Annotated in this window: 12 protein-coding genes and 1 tRNA gene; 4 read left to right on the forward strand and 9 right to left on the reverse strand. The window is 62.8% G+C overall.

Annotation, left to right across the window (positions count from 1 at the left end; genetic code table 11):
* Positions 1-21: 21 nt before the first annotated feature.
* From NR187_RS24665 to NR187_RS24690, 6 genes are all read right to left on the reverse strand, one after another.
* Positions 22-1,215, reverse strand: a complete 1,194-nt coding sequence (locus NR187_RS24665; protein ID WP_211386746.1) for a CoA transferase — start codon at positions 1,213-1,215, stop codon at positions 22-24.
* Between the two features lie 36 nt (positions 1,216-1,251).
* Positions 1,252-2,181, reverse strand: coding sequence for a glycine reductase (locus NR187_RS24670; protein ID WP_211386745.1), 930 nt, complete (start codon positions 2,179-2,181; stop codon positions 1,252-1,254).
* A gap of 162 nt (positions 2,182-2,343) precedes the next feature.
* Complete coding sequence (locus NR187_RS24675; RefSeq protein ID WP_211386744.1) at positions 2,344-2,925, reverse strand: NUDIX domain-containing protein; 582 nt, start codon at positions 2,923-2,925, stop codon at positions 2,344-2,346.
* Positions 2,926-2,938: 13 nt separating this feature from the next.
* Positions 2,939-3,370: a GNAT family acetyltransferase gene (locus NR187_RS24680; RefSeq protein WP_211386743.1), complete on the reverse strand. Its 432-nt coding sequence runs from the start codon at positions 3,368-3,370 to the stop codon at positions 2,939-2,941.
* Complete coding sequence (locus NR187_RS24685) at positions 3,367-4,794, reverse strand: FAD-binding oxidoreductase (RefSeq protein WP_256807949.1); 1,428 nt, start codon at positions 4,792-4,794, stop codon at positions 3,367-3,369. Before NR187_RS24685 ends, NR187_RS24680 begins: the two co-directional genes overlap by 4 nt.
* 21 nt (positions 4,795-4,815) lie before the next feature.
* Entirely contained in the window at positions 4,816-5,805 is a 990-nt protein-coding gene (locus tag NR187_RS24690; RefSeq protein WP_211386741.1) for an L-threonylcarbamoyladenylate synthase, read from the reverse strand.
* A 68-nt stretch (positions 5,806-5,873) separates the two neighbouring features.
* On the opposite strand from NR187_RS24690, the gene NR187_RS24695 reads away from it, so the two are divergent.
* The 3 genes from NR187_RS24695 (at position 5,874) to NR187_RS24710 (ending at position 10,164) form a co-directional block, all read left to right on the forward strand.
* Positions 5,874-5,950: transfer RNA gene (locus tag NR187_RS24695), tRNA-Pro, on the forward strand.
* Between the two features lie 803 nt (positions 5,951-6,753).
* Entirely contained in the window at positions 6,754-9,171 is a 2,418-nt protein-coding gene (locus tag NR187_RS24705; RefSeq protein WP_211386740.1) for a multicopper oxidase domain-containing protein, read from the forward strand.
* A gap of 9 nt (positions 9,172-9,180) precedes the next feature.
* Positions 9,181-10,164, forward strand: coding sequence for an SCO family protein (locus NR187_RS24710; protein WP_256807954.1), 984 nt, complete (start codon positions 9,181-9,183; stop codon positions 10,162-10,164).
* Between the two features lie 27 nt (positions 10,165-10,191).
* Here NR187_RS24710 and NR187_RS24715 read toward each other — a convergent pair whose 3' ends face one another.
* The 3 genes from NR187_RS24715 to NR187_RS24725 form a co-directional block, all read right to left on the reverse strand.
* Positions 10,192-11,205, reverse strand: a complete 1,014-nt coding sequence (locus NR187_RS24715) for a M23 family metallopeptidase (RefSeq protein WP_256807955.1) — start codon at positions 11,203-11,205, stop codon at positions 10,192-10,194.
* Positions 11,206-11,281: 76 nt separating this feature from the next.
* Positions 11,282-11,947: a response regulator transcription factor gene (locus NR187_RS24720; RefSeq protein WP_211386737.1), complete on the reverse strand. Its 666-nt coding sequence runs from the start codon at positions 11,945-11,947 to the stop codon at positions 11,282-11,284.
* Positions 11,948-12,176: 229 nt separating this feature from the next.
* A complete protein-coding gene (locus NR187_RS24725) occupies positions 12,177-13,586 on the reverse strand; it encodes a sensor histidine kinase (protein ID WP_211386736.1) in 1,410 nt (469 codons plus the stop codon).
* A gap of 504 nt (positions 13,587-14,090) precedes the next feature.
* On the opposite strand from NR187_RS24725, the gene NR187_RS24730 reads away from it, so the two are divergent.
* Positions 14,091-24,491: a peroxidase family protein gene (locus tag NR187_RS24730; RefSeq protein ID WP_256807956.1), complete on the forward strand. Its 10,401-nt coding sequence runs from the start codon at positions 14,091-14,093 to the stop codon at positions 24,489-24,491.
* Positions 24,492-24,562 lie beyond the last annotated feature (71 nt).

The following is a 24,562-nucleotide window of genomic DNA, read 5'->3' on the forward strand; positions in this document are numbered from 1 at the left end:
GGGTGGAGTGAGGCTACGCGCTCACACGATCTCCCTTGCCCTGAGCGCCGCGATCTCCGCCGCATCGAAACCCAACTCTCCCAGCACCGCGTCCGTATCCGCGCCCAGTTCCGGCGCCATCCGGTCCAGCTTGCCGCCGCCATGCGCGAGCTTGAATCCGCTGCCGGCGAAGCGCAGGAGGCCGTAGGGCGTATCCAGCTCCTGGATCGCGCCGCGGGCCTTGATCTGCGGATGATCGATCACTTCCTCGACCTTCCAGATGCTGGAACAGGGCGCGCCGGCGTCCTCCAAAATCCTCTCCCATTCGCGCGCGGGCCTGGCCGCGAGCGCCTCTTCGATGACGGCGCGCAGGGCCGGCTCGTTCTCGTTGCGCGAGAACCAGTCGGCGAAGCGCGGATCGGAGAGCGTGTCCTCGCGGCCGAGCGCGCTCATCAGCGCGCGATACTGCTTATCGTTGTTGACGGCGAGCAGGATGTGGCCGTCGCCGCATCTGAACAAATTCGCCGTTGTCCGGCGGCTGACGGCCTGATTGCCTGACAACTGTTGGCGATGGCCGGCAACCGACCAGTCCGCGATTTGCCCGGAGAGAAACGCCATCGTCGCCTCCAGCATGGAGACGTCGATGAGCTGCCCCTTGCCGGTGCGGTCGCGCTGGTACAGCGCGCTCGACACGCCGAACGCAGCCGTGGCGCCCGAAAGCACGTCGCAAACCGCAAAGCCGGCGCGGGTCGGACCCGTTTCGGGATGGCCCGTGATCGCCATGATGCCCGACAGCGCCTGCATCTTGCCGTCATAGCCGGGCCGCAAGCGATCCGGGCCGGTCTGGCCGAAGCCTGAGACGGCGCAATAGATCAGCTTCGGATTGATCGCCGAGAGCGCCTCGTAGCCGATGCCGAGCTTGTCCATCACGCCGGGGCGGAAATTCTCCATGACGACGTCGACCTGGCTCGCGAGCTTCTTCACGATCGCGATCGCATCGGGCTTCTGCAGATCGAGCGTCAGGCTGCGCTTGTTGCCGTTGATGGCCTGGAACGCCGGCGCAAGGCCGCGCTCGGCCCATTCGCGCGACAGCGGCGTGCGGCGCATGTCCTCGCCCTCGCGCCGCTCGACCTTGATGACGTCGGCACCGAGCAGCGCGAGCTGGTAGCTCGCATAGGGGCCGGCCAGCACTTGGGTGAAATCCAGGATCTTCACGCCCTCGAACGGTCGCGTCACGTCTCTCTCCCTTTTTGTTCTGGTTGTCGGAGGACGTCAGGCGGCGCGATTGCCGCGCGCGATCTCCTTCTGCTTGTCGAATTCGGCGCGGCGGCGCGCGAGCTCTTCAGGCGAGAGCTGCGCGACGTTGTTGTAGTCGAGCTTCCAGGAGGCGTCCTCGCTCCAGCGCAGCGGCGACTGCATCGTGGTCTGCGGGCCGCTTGCGGTCTCCAGCAGTGTCAGCGCCAGCTCGAGCGTCTGCGCCTGCGAGCCGACGTCCTGCGGCCTGCCGGCGGAATTGCCGAGCGGGAAGTCGGAGAACAAGAAGCGCGGCACGGCGGCGTGCTCGATGATGTCCTTGGCACAGCCCATGATCACGGTCGAAATACCGCCGGCCTCGAGATGCCGCGCCACCAGCGCCGTGGTCTGGTGGCAGACCGGGCAGTTCGGCACCAGCACCGCGACGTCGACCTGGTCGGCAAGGCAGCGCGCCAGGATCTCGGGCGCGTCGGTGTCGAGCGTGACGCGATGGCTGCGGTTGGTCGGCGCGCCGAAGAAGCGCGGGGCGACGTCGCCGATCCGTCCCGCCGCGCTCGCCTTCAAGAGCTGCGGCAGCGGAAACCAGGTGCCGTTGTCGGTGGCCGTGGTGTGCTTGCGGTCGTAGCCGATATGCGAGATGCGTAAATCGTGCTGCCTCGACGTGTCACCGTCATAGACCTGGTAGAATTTCGCGCTGCCATTATACGCCGCGCCCGGCCCCTGGTCGCCCTTGGTCGGATCGAACGGTGCAGCCGTGGTGATGATGGTGACGCGCGATTGTCCGAGCGGCTTCTTCAACGGCTGGAATGGCGCCTCGGTGTAATGCGCCCAGCGATACGCCGTGGTATAGCCGATCGCCGCGTAATAGTCGCGGGTGCGCTGCATGTAGGGGACGGGGGCATCGTAGTCGGGTGCAAAGCCGAATTCGTCGTCGCGCAGAGCGGACATGGGCGCGTCTCCTGGTTCTTGGTTGGGACCAGACTAGAGATAGTCGGCGGTGAGCTCAACGGGGGGCAGCGCGGCGCAGGCCAGAATTGCAGTTGCGGATGATGCCGCATCGGCGGTGCCGCTTACCCTCTCCTGGAGGGTCCCCTCCAGCGGCGGGTAAAGCTACCGAAACACATGTAGCGCCGCATGCTGCAGCAGCATGATTGCCTTGGCGTCGATGATGCGGCCGTCCGCGATCATCGCCAGCGCCTCGTCGATGGAGAGCTCCAGCACCTCGATGTCCTCGCCTTCGTGCGCGAGGCCGCCGCCGGCGCTGACGCGCATCTCCGGCTCGTACTCGGCGACGAAGAAATGCAGCCTCTCCGTGACGGCGCCGGGGCTCATGAAGGCCTCGAACACCTTGTGGACGTGGTGCAGGCGGTAGCCGGTTTCCTCCTCGGCCTCGGCGCGGATGCGCACCTCGGGCGAGGCGTCGTCCAGCACGCCGGCGGCGGCCTCGATCAGGAGATCATCGTAGCCGCGGATGAACGCCGGCAGGCGGAATTGGCGGACCAGGATCACGGTGCGCCGCGCGCGGTTGTAGGGTAGCACGGCCGCGGCGTTGTCGCGCTCGTAGATTTCGCGGTGCTGCGTCTGCCATTCGCCGCTGGCGCGCCGGTACTCGAACGTGGTGTTTTTCAAGATGGTCCAATTGTCCGAGAGCACGCGGACGTCCTTGATGCGGACGCGATCGGAAATGGTCATGACTGTCTTTCAGCTAGTGCTCGCGGCCGTCGAGCCACTTCTGGAACATCACCGAGGTGGACTCCTCGAAGCCGAGCGACTGGTAGAACGCATTGGCCTGCGCATTCTCGCGGCGGACCAGGAGCTGGAGCTTTGCGATGCCGGCCTGGCGCAGCCAGTCCTCGGCCGCGGACATGATCGCGCGGCCATAGCCGCGCTTGCGGCCATCAGGATCGACGGCGACGTAATAGACCCAGCCGCGATGGCCGTCATGGCCGACCATGACGGTGGCAACGACGGTGCCGCCGTCGCGGCCGACCAGAATCGTCGAGTTCTCGCGCCGCCGCGCCAGCGCGACGTCGGCATGCGGATCGTTCCACGGCCGCGTCAGGCCGCAGCGCTGCCACAGGGCGACGACCGGCTCGACCTCGGCGTCGGCGATCGCGTCGATCGCAAGCGCGCTCACAGCACCTTCCCCGGATTCATGATGCCGTGCGGATCGAGCATCGCCTTGATGGACCGCATCAGCTCGATCGCGGTCTTGTCCTTGACGTCGGGCAGTTCGTCGCGCTTGAGCACGCCGATGCCGTGCTCGGCCGAGATCGAGCCGCCCATGCGCAGCACGATCGCGAAGACGACAGCGTTCATCTCATGCCAGCGCGCGAGATAATCCGCGGTGTTGGCGCCAACAGGCTGGCTGACATTGTAATGCAGATTGCCGTCGCCGAGATGGCCGAACGGCACCGGCCGCGCGCCGGGGATCAGCTTCACCACGGCGGCATCGGCCTCCGCGATGAAGGCGGGTACAGTGGCAACGGGCACGGAAATGTCGTGCTTGATCGAGCCGCCCTCGGGCTTCTGTGCGGACGACATCTCCTCGCGCAGCTTCCAGAAGTCGTTGCGCTGGGTGAGGTTGGCCGCGATCACGGCGTCGTCGACGATCTCCTCTTCCATCGCGCGGGTCAGGATCGTTTCCAGCGGCGTGCGGGCGTCGTCGCCGGCTGCCGACAACTCCATCAGCACGTACCAGGGATGCTTCCCGGCAAGCGGATCGCGCACGTCGATGCCGTGGCGGACCGAGAAATCGACCGCCATCTGCGACAGCAACTCGAAGCTCGTCAGTGAATTGGCGGCTTCACTTTGCGCGATCGTGAGCAGCTTCAAGGCCGCCGCCGGCGATTTCAGCCCGACGAAGGCGGTCTCGATCGCGCGCGGTTTCGGAAACAGCTTCAGCGTCGCCGCGGTGATGATGCCGAGCGTGCCTTCGGCACCGATGAAGAGGTTGTGCAGATTGTAGCCCGTGTTGTCCTTCTTCAGCTTCGACAGCAAATTGAGCACGCGCCCGTCGGCGAGCACGACTTCCAGGCCCAGCGCCATCTCGCGCGCGACGCCATAGGCCAGCGCGGCGGTGCCGCCGGCATTGGTGGAGAGATTGCCGCCGATGGTGCAGCTTCCTTCCGCGCCGAGCGACAGTGGAAACAGCCTGTCCACGTCGGATGCCTTCTGCTGCACGATCTGCAGCACCACGCCGGCCTCGCAGGTCATGGTGTTGGAGGCGGTGTCGACCTCGCGGATCTTGTCGAGCCGGCGCAGCGACACCACCACCTCGCCATTGTGCGGGGTCTGGCCGCCGACGAGGCCGGTGTTGCCGCCCTGCGGCACCAGCGCGATTTTGTGCGCGGAGGCGAGCTTGCAGATCTCGGAGACTTCCGCGGTCGAGCCCGGGCGCAGCACCAGCGGCGAGCGGCCGTGGAACAGGTTTCGCTCCTCGGTGACGTAAGCCTCGATGTCGGCCGCGTCCGTGATCGCATGGCGTTCGCCGACGATTCTGCGGAACTGGTCGATCAACTCGGGCGCAAGCGGAGGGGTTGCTGATGTGTCGATGTTCATCTCGTCTCTCATTCCGGCACTTTATCGCGCCACTGCAGCCCGGCGCAGCCGGTCGTTGATCGCCTCGCCCAAGCCTTCTTCAGGAATCGCCATCACGGCGATCGCTCGCGGGCGCTTTGCGTCGAGAGCGCGAAGATAGCCGAACAGATTGGCGGCGGCCTCATCGAGATCGGCCGCGAGCGACAAATTCATGACGGCAGTGGCGGCGTCAAGGCCGGGCAGGCGCGCGGAACCGAATGCCAGCAGCGCTTCTCCCGGCGCAACGTCGTGAGCATCGAGCCGCACATGGGCGCGCGGCGCGTAATGCGAGGCCAGCATGCCCGGCGCCAGTGGCTGGCTGTCGTCGCTGTCGGCCTCCGCGGGCGGACGCACCAGGGCTGCTCCGAGCACGGCCTCGATTCGTTCGCGCGACAGCCCGCCGGGACGGAGCAGCATCGGCGCGTTGAGGCAGCCGACGATGGTGGATTCGACGCCGACCTCGACCGGGCCGCCATCCACGATCAGGTCGATCCGCCCCGCAAGGTCGCTTTCGACATGGGAGGCCAGCGTCGGTGAAACGTGGCCGGAAATGTTTGCGGACGGCGCCACCACCGCCCCGCCAAAGGCGCGGAGGATCGCCTGCGCCACCGGATGGGCGGGAACGCGGATCGCGACGGTGTCGAGGCCCGCGGTGGCAAGGTCGGCGACCGGGCAGCCCTCCGTTTTCGGCACCACCAGCGTCAGCGGCCCCGGCCAGAACGCCTCGGCAAGCCGCAAGGCGCGGTCATCGAACCGCCCGATCGCCTGCGCGGCCGCGAGCTCGGCGACATGTGCGATCAGCGGATTGAAGGCCGGCCGCCCCTTGGCGGCATAGAGATGGGCGATCGCGGTGGCATTGGCGGCATCCGCGCCGAGCCCGTAGACCGTCTCGGTCGGGAACGCGACCAGCCCGCCCGCGGCCAGCCGCCGGGCGGCGGCCTCGGCGGCGGCATGGCCCGCCGGTAAAATCAGCGTTTTAAGACCCGTTTTCACAGGGACAAAATTCCTCATGCCGGCCGCTTGCGGTGCGTCAAGCCCGACGCTATAAGCCGGCCTCTTGTCGGAGTGTGGCTCAGCCCGGTAGAGCACTGCGTTCGGGACGCAGGGGTCGCAGGTTCGAATCCTGCCACTCCGACCAGAAATCATTAGGTTTTTCCTTCTGATCGTTGGTCGTTCCCGAGTCAACCACCGTTTCAACCCCCGAAACATACCGGCCCTTTTTACCAATCGCCGTAGCTGCCCCCTGCAAAAAGTCAGGGTGGTGGTGGCCATAAGTGTCCTGCAGGACCTCGGGAGACATGCCCAGGAACCCTGCCGCCTCCCAGCCCAGAGTGGCACGCCACGCTGCATAGCTATGTCGCAGCGCCCCGACCGCGCACCCAATCCCGCAACGGGACCTGAACGGAGACGTTGACCGTCGCGAGGACGGCGATCCACGAGATGCCGGCGATCAGGCACACCGCAAGTCCGATCCCGGGCAAGCGCGTCGGGTCCGAAGTTCGCCCTCATCCAGGGCAGCATGAACGCACCGACGACAGCCCCAGGCCGATCGCCCCGAGCAAGATGCCGTAGAGTTCTGGACCGCCGGCGATCTGATTGCACGCGACGAGCTCGAGCTGCCCTGAAGCTTAGCCAACCAATCCTCGCAGTCGTGCCGCCCTTGATGATGTCTTTCGCGATAGCGCGCAGCTTCGCTTCATCCCAAGGCTGGTGAGGACCCCCCCAGTCAGCCGTGTCGGGCGTCATGGATTGTGCCGAGGGACCATCATCGCTGTCAGGAATGCTCTTGCGATGTGAACGGGCAACTACGCGCGATCTGAGACTTTGGTCTGAAACTTCACCGGACCTAGGCCAGCGCGCATGAGACCTATGTACCTTGTTCCATGTCATTCCCCGGCGCAGGTTCGGCTTGGCTGGATCGTGATTGTGCAGGGGCTAGACATGTATCTCTCCAAAAACGAGTCAAAGCGCCGCTTGAAAGAGGCTGAGGACGCGCGCGCGAACCGCCTCGAGATTGTCAGCGCCCTTTCGCAGGGCACTATTTCGAAGCGCGATCTGTTTCGATGGGGCCTTCTGACGGCAACAGGCGCAATCCTGGCGAAGAACGGATTGAGTCCATTCGCAACAAGTGCATATGCGCAGGTGCCGACAGGCACGCCGCCAAGTCCTCTGTTCGGCGCAAAGAAATTCACCCACCGGATGCCGCGCCAGGAATTGCAGAAGCCAATTCCACTGTTGCGCCAGACCAATGGCGACGCGGCGTGGCAAGTCGCTCCTGGGGTGAACGAGCCTGCCGCCAGGAATTTCTCGTACCACACCGACTACGACAATTCGGGACGCGCCGGCTATCGCAATCCGGTCACCTATATCGGGCCGATGGAAGGGCGTCCGCCGGGGCCGCTATTCGCGCACCAGCGCTGGGAGGAGTTCTATCCGAAAGTCGGCTATCTGATGTCGATGGGCCAATGCCGCTCGGCGACGAAGTTCTGTGACGAGATGCCTGACCAGAATCCGAACGCCGTGTGGTCGTTCGGACCGCGACCGCCCGGAATGCAGGGCGCGCGGGAGGGGCGAAGGACGGGCTATGGCGCGCCGTGCCTGATCAAGGCCCGCTACGGCGAGCCCGTACTGACGCGAATCTATAACGATCTGCCGGTCGATCGCGCCCTCAACGGCGGCTTTGGGCGCAACGAAATCTCGATCCATTTCCACAATGCGCACAATGGCGCCGAGAGCGACGGCGCCTGTAACGCTTACCATTTTCCCGGGACGTTCTACGATTATCACTGGAGCACGGCGCTGGCGCGACGCGACATGCCGAGCGTCTGGCTGACCAGCGATCAGAATCACCTGCGCAAGGCCTCAGGTCCCGACGATGGAGACGGTGTTGTTCCGGTCGCCGGAGATTTTCGCGAACTACAGGGGACGCTGTGGCTGCATGACCACCGGTTCTTCTTCACTGCTGAGAATGTCCATAAGGGAATGTTTGCGAGTTGCAACTTCTACAGCGGTCCCGACCGCGGCAGCGATAGGGCCGACCGAAACAACATCAATCTGCGACTGCCAAGCGGCAATCGACTCGCCTGGGGCAATATCGATTTCGACGTCAATCTGGCGATCACCAACCCCGCCATGGACAAGGATGGCCAGCTGTTCTTCGATATTTTCGACACCGACGGATTCGTCGGCGACATGCTTCTGGTCAACGGGTCCTATTATCCGTATTTCGAAGTCCTTCCCCGCCGGTATCGCTTCCGCATCCTGAACGCCGCGATGTCGCGTTTCATCAAGCTGGCGCTGGCCGTGAACAAGAGCCTGAGGTTTGCGCCGGAAACGCCGGTCCCCTTCTATTTTATCGCCAATGACGGAAATTTTGTCGTGAGCCCGATCCAACTCACTCAGCTTGACGAGCAGGGCGTCGCGGAGCGCTACGATATCGTCATCGATTTTTCCGCGTTCCGGCCCGGCGACAGCCTGTACCTCCTCAACCTCCTGAAGCAGTCGGATGGACGCAAGCCGGATGGTGCTGTCTCGCTGAAGAAGGCCTTCAAGGGAGAGGAAGATCCGTGCGTCGGCCCCATCCTTGAATTCCGTGTCGTTTACTCGCTGAAGAGCGTTGACGATCCGAGCACGACCTATACGGCGGAAAGTCCGGATCCCAGCGTCGACCTGAGCGATCCGGATTGGAAGTCGGGTCGGCGGACGCTGACAACGCAAATTCCAGTGGTCGCGCCGGTTCGGGAAAGGGTGATCGAGTTCGGGCGGTTCGGCGATGGAGACTCGCGCAACAATCCAGAAAAACAATGCATCCCGGACTGCGGCGACACTCAGATATTCCCATGGTCGATCCGCGTGAACGGGCAGGCGGCGCACACGCTGAATGCAAACCGGATCTCGGCCCTCATTCCCAAGCCCGGTGAAGTCGAGCATTGGACCCTCATCAACGGCGGGGGCGGATGGGATCATCCAATCCACCTCCATTTCGAAGAGGGCGTCACTATCAATCGCGGTGTGGGCACGATCCCCGCAACTGAACTGCTGGTGAGGAAGGATGTCTGGCGGTTGAGGCCGGACGGCCGGGTCAAGTTCCAGGTTCGGTTTGGCGAATTTGGCGGTGCCTATGTCAACCATTGTCACAACACGGTTCACGAAGACTTCGCCATGCTGTTGCGATACCAGCTGCTGTCGCCGCCGCCTGGCGATCCTGATTTTGCCAAGACTGGGTCAAAGCCGCACTACCAGCCGACGATGACGCCGCTTCCGTCCGCGAGCGGCGTGACCTGGAAGCAGCCCGAAGTCTTGCCGGAGGCGGATCCGGTCAACAGCCGCTTCTTCACGGGTCCTGTTTCGAAGACTTAGGGGGCGAACATGCGCATCAACGTGGCGTCACTCGCGCATTTCTGGAGGAGAGCGGCGGCAAGCAGCTGGCTTGCTGCGCTCGTCATGTTTGTCTTCACCGGGATAACGCAGGCCGCAGAAACGCGCTGGAAGGAGGGTTACATCCCCAACGTCCCGGTGGTCACGCAGGATGGGCGTACGTTGCTGTTTTATGATGACGTGATGAAGGGCAGGATCAGCATCATCAGCTTCATTTACACCAGCTGTCGCGACATCTGCCCGGTCGTGACGGCGAGGCTGTCCCAGCTTGAGGACAACCTCGGCGACAGCGCGGGGCGGGATTACTTCTTTGTATCGATCAGCATCGATCCGCTGAATGATACGCCCGACAAGCTGAAGGAGTACAGCAAGGCCTTCGGCATAGGATCGCGCTGGCTCTTCCTCACCGGCAAGGCGCAAGACATCGAGCTCATTCGGCATCGGCTTGGTGAACGCAGCAGGGCTCTGACCGAGCATCGTAACGAAGTCCTTTTGTTCAACGACGTGACCGGCGAGTGGGAGAGGAATTCGGCATTTGGCGATATCAACGTGCTGGCGTCAGCCGTTCGCGCCATGGATCCCGTTCAACGCGCCGCCTTACGGCCCACAGAGCAGGCCAATGCGGGTACGTTCGTGGACGACCCGTTGAATCTGCCGGGACAGGCTCTGTTCCTGAAAACCTGTGGCGGGGGCCATACCATCGGACGCGGCAATAGAGTGGGTCCCGATCTCCAGGGCATCAGTACCCGAAGGAGCCGCGATTGGCTCACCGCCTATATCATGAAGCCGGAGAAGATGAGAGCCAGCAAAGATCCCGCCGCGCTCGCGCTTGCCCAAAAATATCCGGAAGTGCGGATGCCAAATCTGGGACTGTCGGAATTCGATTCGAGCGACGTCATCGCCTACATCGAGGCAATGACGTACGCAAGGCGTGCGGACGAGTCCACGCCACACGCCCACCACCATCATCATTGATGTGAAACCGGCCGGCGCGAAGCAGCGCTATCTGGCACCAAGCTGAATTTCGAAGGTTTTGCGCAGGACGTTTCCGTCACTTCCTGCCACTGAATAGGCTGCCGTGTAGCTGCCAGGCGTCCACTCGGCAGCTTTGCGTTTTCGTCCGGAAGCAACGAAGTACTGGGCCTTGTTGCGGTCGAGAGCGGGCGCCTCGTACTCCGAAAGGATGACGCCGTCGGGATCGCGGACCGTGACGGTCTGTTGATCGCCTTCCCGCAAGCCGATCACGCGGACGTAGGCAATAAGCGCCTCGGATTGCAAGCTCACGGGATATTTCGTTACTTCGCCGGATTCGATCTGGTCCATGGTCGGAGAGTGATCGGTGAAGCCGACGTTGAGGATTTCCCGCGACCGGTATTTCAACTGGTCGCTCGTCAATCCGGTCCAGATGGAATGCCCGCTCCCGCAGAGCGTGGGCTCCGATTCGTAAGCGAACGGGTCCACGATCTTGTTCCGATGCCTTACCGTGAGATGAAGGTGCGGAAACTCCGTATCGCCGGAGAGACCGATCAGGCCGATCGGATGCCCTGGCGAGACGCGCTCGTTTCTGCTGACGCGCACGCTGCCCCTGGCCAAATGGCAGTATTGGGTCTTCCATCCATTGGCGTGATCGATAACCACGCCGTTGCCGCATTCCTTGCCTTTGATTGCCGTCCTGCCGATCGTGCGTACCGAAATGTCATCAATCTCGTCACGGGTCGCGGTGACCGTACCGGCAGCAGTCGCGAGGACTTCCACGCCCTGACGCTGAACAGCCATATCGGGAATTCTGATATCGGTACCGTCGTGGGCGTCGTAACTTCGACCGCCGCATTGATAGTCCCGAACCTGGTCGGTGCCATCATGGTCGACATAGCTCTGGATGAAGCAGGTGGAGCCTAGCACGCATCGGACGGGGAAGAGCAACTCGATCTCGTCGATTGCGCCCGCGCTAGCCGGAAGAACGACAGAGAGAAGAAGACTTGAAAGCAGCCGGAGGCCTGTCGCAGAACGCACCATACCGTCCGTCCTCCAGCCTGGGCTGGCAGCGTCATTCCTTTCGCACGAAAAGCCGCACTCGTGGATGCCTGGATTCTTACGAATGCAAACTGACCGGTGAGCGGGATTCGTTGAATTTCTGCGCAGCGATCACAACTTCCAGACGATTGCGAACCTGCAACTTCTGCATCAGGGCCGTCATGTAGTGCTTGACGGTCTTCTCGCTGATCTTGATCGCAATTGCGATCTCCTTGTTGGTCTTGCCATTCATGAGCAGGCGAACAATTTGCCGTTCGCGAATACTCAGGATCACAGCCTGCGCGGCCTTGCGCCTCAGCGAAGCGTCGCGAAGCCCGGCAATAACCCTGCTTGCGAAGCTCTGCGTTATATATGTCTCGCCGCTTTGAACCGACCAGATGGCCTGTATCAATTCGGCGGTGTTGCTTCCCTTCAGGACATAACCGCTGGCGCCCGCGTCCAGTGCGCGGATGGCCGAATCGACGCCGGTAGCTGCTGTGAAGGCAACGATTTTCGTCGTGGGCGAAATCCTTATCGCGTTCTCGATCGCGGCGTAGACGTCGCCCGGAATGCTGAGATCGACCACGGCGACCTGTGGCTGATTCCGTTCGCAGAGGTCGATAACATCGTAGGCTGTTGTCCCCGATCCAACGATCTCGAAACCCTTGGTGCGACGTAGCAGAGCGTGAATGGCTTCGATCATCAGCGGATGATCATCGATGACGGCAATTGTGACCGTACTCATGATTACTCCTACAAATTTCTTGTCGCACAAAGCCGGCGGCTCGGCCGGCCTGGAAGCCGAAACGCACGTCAGTCAAAACCAGGCGATCCAGTTCAGCGAAAATTAGGTAACGATCAATATTCCATATTCTTAGTACAGAAATCTCGAAAGTAAATGCAGATTGAAGGATGATGTTAATGTTATGTGGGCCCCGCGGCAAATTGGTTCGCCAAACGACAACGCCGCTACCTTAGTCCGTCAGGCTGGCGAGTGGTATCTTCACCGAAACACGAGTTCCGTCTGTCAATGAGATCACATCCAGCGATCCGTTGAACGCTTCGACGCGTCGGCGGACCCCGTTCAATCCCAGCCCTGCATGGTGACCTCGCTTGTGCGCCTGCGGTGGCGCAGTGGTTCTTGCTCCACTGTCGCTTACGACAACCGTTAGCGAGTTATACTCAATATATACAGCCACACGTTGTCCGTTTCCGCGGGCGTGCTGATATGCGTTGTTCAGCGCCTCCTGGACGATTCGGTACAGGCAGACTCGCAGCGGCGCGGGACATAATGGAAGATTTTCGATCTCCGATTTGACAGTTGTACCGGTCCTGCCTTCATGCTGTCGAACGGCGAGGCGCAAGGTTTCGGTCGTTGAGAGATCGCTGAGCTCGGGCAATACCAGGCCAGTCGCGATGTCGCGCAACTCGGTCAGCGTACCGTTCAGCAGTTCGTCAACATCTGCGACAGAGGGCCTACCATCGTCGGGGGCTTCCGGATCGTTTGTCTCCAGCAGCTCGCCGAGCTTCAGGCCGAGTACCGTCAGGACCTGGATTGGCCCGTCGTGAAGGTCTTGACCGAGTTGATTCAGGAAGCGCTCGTTCGATTGAATCGACTCCAACCGCGCGTTATCTGCTTCCTGGCGCAGTTTGTCGTTAAGAAGCGCCAGCGCAGCCGTTTGCGCCACTTTTTCCTTCAAGGCGACGCGGTGCCTTCGGACAGTGCTGGCTGCGCGCTTAACCAGCAGGAACAGCACGAACATCATCGGTGCCGCGATGGCGGCAACGATGGCAACCGACTTGATCCGGATGTCCCGCAACTCGCCGGCGAGCCTTTCGCCGTCGTTGAGGACCTTGCCTGCCGCGATGATCTCCTTCGTTCCCGACCGGTACAGCGGGGCGTAGACCTCGATCATGGGGTGCTGCGATACTTGATCGGCAATTTCTCGAATGGCTGCCGTCGCCTGTCCCAGAAGAGCGGCGTTCATCTCGGTCGGGATGGACTTCGTTCCGACACGATGCTTGTTGCCGCTGGAGTAGGCCAAGGTGCCGTCGCGCCGCCAGACCTCGATCGATTTCGAACGTCTGCCAAGCCTTGTCTCGAATATCTCGTCGAGCTTCTTGACGCTATCGTCCGACAATTTGTTGGCGGTTGCGAGCTCCTGCACCAACGGACTCAGAAAAAGATCGAGAAGTGATGCGCCTTCTTCGGCAGCCGTTAGCGTCAAGCTCGTCTGCAAGGCGTTGGACACGGCATAAGCAAGCAGTGTCATCGAGCAGATGATGGTGACTGCTGCCGCAAGCAGGAAGGTCGGCAGCAATCGCGTGGGACGCTGTAAAATGTCGGCCGAGGCCAATCCAATTTGCCAACCGGGCTGCGACATGGACGATATTCTTGAATCCAATGACATCGACTCGCCACACCACTCCGAGAAAAAACCAAATTCGATCCGGGTTATTCCCGGAACTGACCTTTCGCGTCCTTATGCCGCACTGTTGCAAACGTCATCGAGAGGATGTTTGAACGTATCGCGACGACAGTCCGGGAAAGTTAGGCAATAAATCCGGGAAATTTCGGCAATAAAAACGCCGCTTCCTTGCCACACCGATGAAACACAGGGGCATGGACGGGGCGCGTGAGACCGCGGCGCCAATTGTCCGTGCCCCAAAAGCGTCGAGGCGCAGGAACGCCGGTACGAGGCAAGCAACAATGGTTTCGGGCTTGTGGCTTGCTATCGACCTACGTCGCCGCGCGATGAGACCAAGGTCCGAGCAATCACCCCGGCTTCAGTCCCGACGAAGCTGGGACCTTGTCCCCTACCTCTCTGATCGTTTGCGGGCCTTAGTGGGCGCATCGCAAACGTTCCTGAGCAGCAGGGGATCCAGTCATGAGCACCAGCTTCGTCGTCAACCTCGCCGACCTCACCAAGATCCTGGACCAGATCAAGGTAGCTGAACGGAATGTTGCGGGAGAGAGCCTGGTCGATATCATCGGTCAGGACGCGGCGCTGCTGCCGATCGGACTGCGCACTGTGGACGGCAGCTTCAATCACCTTTTGCCGGGGCAGAGTCAGGTCGGCGCTGCCGACGAGATATTCCCGCGATTGCTAACCCCGGTCTACATCAACGAGGCTGACGGCGACACCATGATGCTGGTTCCTCCGGGAACCCCGGGTTTTCCCAACGGCCTGTTCGTGACCAACACCAATTATGATCCCGCGGTCCCGGTGGCTCCCGGTGCATTCGTCAACCCGCACAGCGTGGCCGATGCCGATCCGCGCATCATCTCCAACTTGATCGTGGATCAGACCCTATCCAATCGCTCCGCGCTGGTCGCCGCGCTCCAGGTGGTGGGCGCCGCCGACCCGAACGCGGCCGCCGACTCGATCCTGGCGGCGCGTGCCGCGGCGATCGCGGCTGCGGGCAACAGCGCCACCCACGGCGCTTATGTCGCCGCTGACGTCTCGGCCCTGGCGGTGAATAACGGCATGGCCGACGTGCTCGCCAAGCTGGTCGAGTTTCGCAACGGCATGAACGACAATTCGTTCGACCCGGCCGACCAGGCGGCGGTCGGCGACGCAGCTTCGGCCGCTCATACGGCCAAGCTGGCGCAAGACGCCGTCGTCGTCGCGCTGCAATCCGCAACCGGCGTCGCGCAATCCGACATCGACAAGGCCGCGACCCTGCAGACGGCACTGACCGCGATGGACACCGCGCTGAGCGGCTATTCCGCAGCGCTCGGCGACGGACTGTCGTTTTCCGAATTCGCCCAGATCCTCCAGGCGCAGGTCGATGTGGCTGGATATTCCGCCATGGCGACGTCGAACCTCGCGGCGCTGGCGGCGGCCGAGCAAGGCACCACCGCGGCCGGCGCTTCCGCGGCCCTTGTCGCTGCGCTGCAGGACAACGGCCTCGAGATTTCGCCGGATGGTTCGCTTCTGATCGAGAACCGGTCTCCGGACATCGGCCTTTCCCCGCCCAACAGCGCCTGGATGGCCTTCTTCGGCCAGTTCTTCGACCACGGTCTGGACCTTGTGACGAAGGGTGGTAACGGCACTATCTACATGCCGCTGCAGGCAGACGATCCGCTGATCGCGGGCGCTGACCACATCCTCGGCACCGCGGACGACCTTCCGCCCGAGCTGCGCTTCATGACGCTGTCGCGCACCACGCCGTTCGACGCGAACGGCAACCCGAACCCGAACGGCACCGAGTCGCAGAACACCACGACGCCGTTCGTCGACCAGAACCAAACTTATACTTCCAGCGCCTCGCATCAGGTCTTCCTGCGCGAATACAAGTTCACCGTCGATTCGAATGGCGACAATGTCGCGGATTCGTTTGCGGCCAACACCGGTCATTTGCTCAACGGCGCTCATGGCGGCATCGCCAATTGGTCCGAGGTGAAAGCCCAGGCAGCGACGAAGCTCGGCCTGATGCTCAACGATGCCGACGTGCTCGACGTGCCCCAGCTGGTGGTCGATGCCTACGGTCGCTTCAAGCCGGGTGCGCACGGCTACGCCCAGGTCATGGTGACCGTGACCGAGGTGGTCGGCGCCCAGACCTTCACGACCCTGATGACCGTCGAGGGTAAGGCAGGGGGCCTCGACCTCCATAACATTACGCTGGCAGACCTGCCCGCCAGCTTTACGCCGCACGCTGGCGCGTCCTCGTTCTCCGTTCACACCGTCGGCACCGGCCACGCTTTCCTCAACGACATCGCCAATACGGCGGCCCCGGTCATCGTCAATGGCCAGTTGCGGCCGGACGACGTCGATCCCGATACGGGCGTCGACGCACAAGTCGTCGGCAACTCCGTTCCGATGGACAATCAGGGCCATAACCTCGTCTACGATAACGAGCTGCTCGACCTTCATTTCGTCACCGGCGACGGCCGCGGCAACGAGAATATTGGCCTCACTGCTGTCCACACCATCTTCCATTCCGAGCATAACCGTCTGGTCGAGGTGAACAAGGACACCATCATCGCCTCGGCGAGCGCGGCCGTGGTCAATGAATGGATGGCGCCGGATATCAACGGCGTCCGCAACGGCATCTCCCAGGCCGAGCTCGATGCCATCCTGGCCGAGCCGAATGCTGCGCTCAAGGACGCCGCGATCGACGCGTTGAATTGGGATGGCGAGCGTCTGTTCCAGGCGGCCCGCTTTGTCACCGAGATGCAGTATCAGCATCTGGTGTTCGAGGAATTCGCCCGGCGCATCCAGCCGAACGTCGATCCGTTCGTGTTCACCAATTCCGCCGATCTCAACCCGGCGATCATCGCCGAATTCGCACACACCGTGTATCGCTTCGGCCACTCCATGCTGACCGACACGGTCGACCGTCTCGACAACGATCTGTCGCTGGTCAACAGCGACACCCCGAACGCAGACGACGCGGCGCAGGTCACCCTGATCAAAGCCTTCCTCAATCCGATCGAATTCACCGCGGGCGGCATCACGCCCGACGGCCTCAGCGATGAGACCGCCACCGGCGCGTTGATCCGCGGCATGTCTCGTCAGGTCGGCAACGAGATCGACGAATTCGTCGTCGAAGCCTTGCGCAACAATCTGCTCGGCCTGCCCCTCGATCTCCCGGCCCTCAACATCGCCCGCGGACGAGAGACCGGTATCCCGCCGCTCAACGAGACGCGCGCTCAAATCTACGCGATGACCGGCGCAGCCGACGTCAAACCTTACGTCAGCTGGACCGATTTCGCCCAGCACATCAAGCATCCGCTGTCGGTGGTGAACTTCATCGCCGCCTACGGCACGCATCCGCTGATCGAGGCGGAAACCACCTCAGAAGGCAAACGCGCGGCCGCCATGGTGCTGGTGCTCGGCACCGACCAGGACGTGCCGGCCAACGCCAACATGAACCCGCCGGTTCCGGCGCACACGATCCACGCGTCGGATCCATTGGCGGCCGATCGGCTCGACTTCCTCAATGCCACCGGTGCCTACGCAGCCGACGGCACGGGACCGAATGATGACAGCCTTGGCGGTCTCAACCACATCGATCTGTGGATCGGCGGCCTTGCCGAGGAACTCAACGAGTTCGGCGGCCAACTGGGCTCGACGTTCAACTTCATCTTCGAGTATCAGCTCGAGCACCTGCAGAACGGTGACCGCTTCTACTACCTGAGCCGCACGCAGGGCATGAACCTGCTCAACCTGCTCGAACCCAACACCTTCACCGATCTGGTGATGCGCAACACGGATCTCGGCGATCTTCATTCGACCCATCTGCCGGGCGTCCTGATGTCGACCACCGACATGATCCTGGAACTCGACCGGTTTGCGGGTCAGGAGAATTACAGCGGCGATTCCTCCCGCGACCAGACCGATCCGCTCAACCGCAGCGACCTCGATCCAACCCACGATGATCCCTTCCTGCAGGCGATTGATCCCAAGGTGCTGCGTATCGAGGGGACTGCCCGGATCGTGAACGGTAACCCCGTGTTCGATGCCGATGGCAAGCCAATCCTGGACGGCGGCGTGCTTAAATTCTCGGGCGGCGAGCATGTCGCGCTTGGCGGCACCGAGGGCAACGACCGCCTGATCGGCGACAAGGGCATCGACACGCTCTGGGGCGACGGTGGCAACGACTACCTCAACGCCGGCATGGAGTCCGACCAGGTCTTCGGCGGAGATGGCGACGATATCATCGAGGATCCGTTCGGCGACGACTTCCTCCGCGGCGAGGCGGGAGACGATGTCATTGTAGCTGACCAGGGCATCGATCTGCTGTTCGGCGGCGAGGGCAGCGACTTCATCATGGGCGTGACGGACACGAAGGAAGTGTTTGCCGGGCCCGGCAATGACTTTATCCTCGGCGGTACTGCGCCCGACGGCCTGATGGGCAATGAAGGCGACGATTGGCTCGAAGGCGGCGAGGGCTTCGATAGCCTTTCCGGTGAAAACTCTGACCTGTTCTTCGATTCGCCCATCATCGGCCACGACATTCTCGACGGCCAGGGCAACGACACCGACTATGACGGTGAGTCCGGCGATGACATCATGGTTCAGGGTGCGGGCATTCAGCGCAACAACGGCATGCTGGGGTTCGACTGGTCGATCCAGAAGGGCGACGAGACCAATGGCATTATCGACCTCGGGATCTCGCGCTTCCTCACTCAAACCGCGCTGACGCTCCGCGACCGCAACGACTCCGTCGAAGGCGCCTCGGGCTGGAAGCACAACGACACCCTGATCGGCACCACCGCGCCGGTCGGCGCGGTCGGTGTCGGAACCGGCCCTGTCGGGGGACCTGCGACCGATAGCCAGCTGCTGTCGCAGAACGTCGACCTGATCCGCGGTATGGAAGACTTCATCAAGCTCGCGCCGGGAGGCTTGCTCGGCCAATCGGCGGCGACCGTTGCGGCGATCGCAGGCGGAGCGCACTTCCGCGACCTCGCCCCCGACACGACAGTCTTCGATCCGGCCAACGGCGGCGACATCCTGCTCGGCGGTGCTGGCAGTGACGTGATCACCGGCAACGCCGGCAACGACATGATCGACGGCGACCGCTGGCTCAACGTTCGCATTGCCGTTCATCAGACCAAAGATGCCACGGGGCCCACGGGCGCCGTGCTGTTCTCGGTCGACGGTCTGACAAGCATCGTGACTGGGTCCGGCCATTCCGACTGGGACGGCAAATCGCTCGCCGACCTGATGCGCACCGGAAAAATCAATCCGGGCCAGCTCGAAGCTGTCCGCGAGGTCATATCGGATGGCGCCAGCGCATCCGATGTCGACGTGGCGACCTTTGCCGGAGCCCGTGCGGACTTCACGATCACCCGCAACGCCAACGGCACCGTGACCGTGACCGACAACGTCGTGGCTCCGCTACTCGGCGCAGACGGGCTGCGGATTCCGTTGCTCGATGACGAGGGCATCGACACCCTCGCCAACATCGAAATTGCTCGTTTCACGACCCGCGATGCGGCGGGCTTGCCGAACGGCACGGTCGATGTCTTCATCGGCCGCGCCACCGGCTCGGTGACGATCACGGGCGCCGAGAACGTTCTCACGGCCGACCGCTCCGGCATTGTCGACGTCAACGGTCTGCCCGGGGCAGGCGGCTTCTCCTATCGCTGGGAGCAGTCGACCGATGGCCTGAACGGCTGGACACTCGCCCCAGGCACCGCGAACCAGCAGAATTACGCGGTGCCGGCCGGAAATCTCAATTTCTTCCGGGTCACCGTCAGCTACGTTGACCAGGATGGCCTCGCAGAGAGTTTCGTCTCGGCGAATTCGGCCAAGGTCGGCGGCAACGCGACCAACGACGTCCTGAACGGCAATATTCTGGCCAATCTCCTCAACGGTCGGGGTGGCAACGACACGCTGAACGGATCCGACGGGGATGACGTCATCAACGGCGGTGCCGGCACGGATGCGCTCAACGGAGGGCAGGGCAACGACCGGCTCGACGGCGGAGCGGCCGCCGATGCGATGGCGGGTGGAGCCGGTGACGACACCTATGTCGTCGACAACGGCGCCGATACGGCGACAGAGCTCGTCAACGAAGGCACCGATAATGTGCAATCCTCGGTCACCTTCACGCTCGGCGCCAACGTCGAGAACTTGACGCTGACGGGAACCGCTGCGATCAACGGCACAGGCAACGCGCTCGCCAACGTGATCACCGGCAATGCAGCTGCGAACGTGATGTCCGGGCTTGCGGGGAACGACACTTTCAACATCATCGCCGGTGCCAGCGGCGCCGACACCATCAACGGCGGCGCAGACACCGATACGCTGGCCGTCGGGGGCACAGCGGGTAACAACACGTTGAATGTCACGCTCGCTGGCTCGGCACTTGCGCTCGTGTCGGGAAGCACGCTGACCAGCGTAGAGTCGGTCACAGCCGATCTCGGCGCAGGTGTCGATACTCTGGCCTATGCTGCGGCCAGTCCGGGGGTGAATGTGGATCTGCTCGCCGGAACGGCAAGTGGCTTCACCTCGATCGCCAATATCGAGAATGTCGTTGGTACCAACAATGCCGACACGATAACCGGCAACGCCGCGGCGAACACGCTCTCGGGTGGCGGCGGTGTCGACGTCCTCAACGGCGGCGTGGGCAACGACCGGCTCGATGGCGGCACGGGCGCCGATATCATGACCGGCGGTCTCAACAGCGACATCTACGTCGTCGACAACGCCGGCGACCAGGTGATCGAGTCGGCACTCGAAGTCGGGGTCGATACGGTGGAGACGACGCTTGCCGCCTACACGCTGACGACCGGCGTCGAGAATCTGACCAACACCGCCAACGGGGCGTTTGCAGGCAACGGCAACGCAAGCGACAACGTCATCACCGCGGCGGCCGGAAACTTCGCCGACACCCTGAGCGGTCTCGGCGGAGCAGACACGCTCAACGGTAACGGGGGCAACGACACGCTCAACGGCGGAGACGGCAACGACATCCTCAATGGCGGCACCGGAAACGACATCCTGAATGGTGGTGCCGACGACGACACCATCACCTGGAACGCCAGTCTGCTGGGTCTTACCCCCGACGGCCGCGATGTCGTCAACGGCGGGACGGAGGGGGCGCTCGGCGACACCTTCATCGTCAACGGCAGTGCCACCAATGAAGTCTACAGGATCTATTCCAACACCGACGACTGGAACAACAATGCGGCCGACGGCATTCAGAGCAGCGCTGTTCACGCAGGTCTCATCGGTCTCGGTGCGGGGACGGAAATCGTCGTTACCCGCAACACCAACGGTGTGGCCGGAGCGGTGACAAACGCCAACATCATTGCTGAACTTTCCGAAATCGAAGAAATCGTCATCAATACCGGCCTTGGCACAGATACAGTCCTTCCGATCGGAAATTTCAATCCGACGAACCTCTCGTTCAACACCATCACGGTGAACGACCAAGGTGGCGCGACCACCGTCGACCTGACCAATCTGGGATCGGCACACCACGTTGCCTTCCATACCACCGGTAACGACGACGTCATGATCGGTGCTCGTCCCCAGGACGAAGTCATCCCCGATGGTATCCCCGCTTCCGGCGGCAACGGCGGTGGCGGCGGTAACGACAACCCGGCCGGCGGCGGCAGCATCACCTTCAACGCCTCCGACGTGCTGGCGCTGAAGAACCTCGTCAACGGCCTCCAAGGCGGCGAGGACAATGACGCGGTCGGCATCCGCGATCTGGAAGGCACCGGCAACAACCTGGCGCATCCGAATTACGGTTCGGCAGACCAGCCGTTCATCCGCATCACCGACGCCCATTACGGCGACTACGATCCGGCGACCGGCAATCGCGCCATCAATCCGCTGTTCAACGGGCTCGATCCCCGCGCGATCAGCAACGCGCTCGGCACCCAGGAGGCTGGGCTTCCGAAAGAGGCGTCCGGCGTCAACAGTCTGTTCACGGCGTTCGGTCAGTACTTCGACCACGGCCTCGACTTCCTCGGCAAGGGCGGCAATGGCACGCTCCAGATTGGCGCCCCCGGGACCGGACACGCGCCGGGCACGGACAATCCCGCCGATCTGACCCGCGGCACGGTTGCCGGGATTGACGCCGATGGCGTGCCCCAGCACCTCAACAAGACCTCGCCCTTTGTCGACCAGAACCAGGCTTACGGCTCCGACGAACTGGTCGGCCAGCTGTTGCGGGAGGGCGATGGCAATGGCGGCTTCACGGGCCGGCTGCTCGCCGGCGGACCGGACCCGTCGAACCCGGACTTCAACCTGCTGCCCACGCTGCGGGAAGTCATTCTGCACCATTGGGCCAACAACACGGTGTTCACGGCGGACTCGCTGCCCGGCGACCACCACGTCGCATTCCGCGACTACTTCCCGGGCCTCGTTAACGGCGGTGTCATCGACGACGCGATGCTGCCTGCGATGGTCAACAACTTCATGAACAGCGGCTTCCCGCTGCTGCTCGACACCAATCCCTTCATGAGCCTTCTCGACCACTATGTGGCCGGTGACGGAAGGGCCAACGAGAATATCGCGCTGACTTCGATCCACACCATCTGGGCTCGCAACCACAACTTCCATGTGGACGGGCTTCTGGCCGCCGGCTTCACCGGCACAGCTGAGGAACTGTTCCAGGCGGCCAAGATCGTCAACGAGGCCGAGTATCAACGCGTGGTCTACACCGAGTTCGCCGATCATCTCCTTGGCGGAATGCGCGGCGACGGCGACCACGGCTTCGACGGCTATCATCCAGAGGTCGATGCCCGGGTCAGCCATGAGTTCGCTACGGCAGCCTACCGGTTCGGCCATTCGTTGATCGGTCAGACGATGACGGTGCTGAATGCCCAGGGTCAACCGACCCAGGTCAACCTGTTCGACGCCTTCCTCAACCCGACCAACGATGCAAGTGCGTTCGTGAACACGCTGCCTCCGGGCTACGTGCCGAAGCCTGGCTACGAACAGCTTGGTGTTGGTGCCATCCTCGGCGGCAGCGTCCTGCAGGCGGCCGAAGCGGTCGACGTCAACATCGTGGATGCCGTGCGCAACGATCTCGTACGGATCAGCGCGGACGTGTTCGCCTTCGACGTGGCGCGGGAATGGGACGTCGGCATCGGCTCGATGAACCAGATCCGCGCCGACCTGATGGCCTCTGCCGACCCGTACGTTCAGGAAGCGGTGGGTTTCGCAGGCGGCAACCTCACGCCCTACACCTCCTGGGAAGACTTCCAGACCCGCAACAATCTGAGCGATGCTTTGATCGCGCAGTTCAAGCAGGCCTACCCGGATCTCGTGCTGGCGGCCGGGGACATTGCCGCATTCCAGGCGATCAATCCCGGTATCGAACTCACCGGTCCGAACCACGATACCGTGAAAGGCATCGATCGCGTCGACCTGTTCGTCGGCGGGCTCGCGGAGAAGCACATCAATGGCGGCGTGGTCGGCCAGACCATGTGGGTCGTGCTTCACGAACAACTCGATCGCCTCCAGGAAGGCGATCGCCTGTACTATCTCGATCGCGTCGAGAACCTCGACTTCTATCAGACCGTCGAGGAGCAAGGCTTCGGTGCAATCATTGCGCGCAACACCGGTCTTGCAAATCTTTCGGAAGACGTGTTCGCGACCATCCAGACCGGCAGTGGCACTGGTACCGGCACTGGCACTGGTACCGGAACGGGAACAGGAACAGGCACCGGAACCGGGAACGGTGACGATGCGGGCAACGATGATGACGACGACAACGATGGAGATGACACCGGTTCCGGCGGCGACGACGATGGTGACGACGATGGCGACGATGCCGGGTCAGGGACAGGCACAGGCACAGGCACAGGCACAGGCACAGGCACAGGTACAGGTACAGGTACAGGTACAGGTACAGGTACAGGTACAGGTACAGGTACAGGCACGGGCGATGGTACCGACACGGCGCCGCCGATCGCCGCGATGGTCCTGGCGGGTACGCCGCAGACCGACGTTCTCACCGGCGCTGGCGGGGACGACAATATCGTGGGCTTCGCCGGCGATGACGTCCTGGTCGGCAATGCTGGTGCGGACTCGATCTCGGCCGGCGAGGGCGCCGACTTCGTGAACGGCGGCGCCGGGCGCGACGTGATCCTCTCGGGGGCCGGCGACGACCAGGTATTCGCCGGCGACGGTGCCGATATTGTCTACACCGACGCGGGAGTGGATCGCATCTTCGCCGATGGCGGCAATGACCTGATCAATGCCGGCGCGGGTGACGATACGGTGTTCGGCGGTGCAGGCAACGATCTGATTGTGGCCGAGATCGGCGACGGCAACGACGCGTATTTCGGCGACGATAGCGACGGCGGCAGCGGCATCGATACGCTCGATATATCGGCAATCACCGCAAACGCCTACGTCAACCTGGGCTCCGGACCGATGTCGAACGGAACGGCGATGAGCTCCCAGACCGGCAACGATACGCTCTGGGGAGTCGAGAACGTCAACACCGGATCCGGCAACGACACCATCGTCGCCAGCAACTCGGTGAACGTGATGAACGGAGGTCTCGGCAACGACATCTTCAAGTTCAACTCGGTGGCAGCGGCCAACGGTGACACCATCGTCGGCTTCGAGCCTGGCGACCGGCTCGACCTCAGCGGCATCGACGCCGACTACTCGGTCGTCGGAGACCAGGGCTTCACGCTGGTTACGGGTGCAGCCTTCACCGCGGCCGGACAGCTCGCGGTGACCTATGAAACCCGGGCGGACGGCGACTTCACCATCGTCCAGGGCAACGTGGACGGCAACACGGCCGCCGATTTCAAGATCGAGATCGCCGGACACCAGAACGTTGCGACCGCGAACACCACGCTGTAGTCGCGGCCGCCGAGAGACGGGAATGGCCCCGTCCCGTCTCTCTCGCTCCCCTCAGATTCCTCCGACCAGAC

It is taken from the genome of Bradyrhizobium sp. Bra64, from assembly GCF_024519875.1.
GTDB classification, from domain to species: Bacteria; Pseudomonadota; Alphaproteobacteria; order Rhizobiales; family Xanthobacteraceae; genus Bradyrhizobium; species Bradyrhizobium japonicum_G.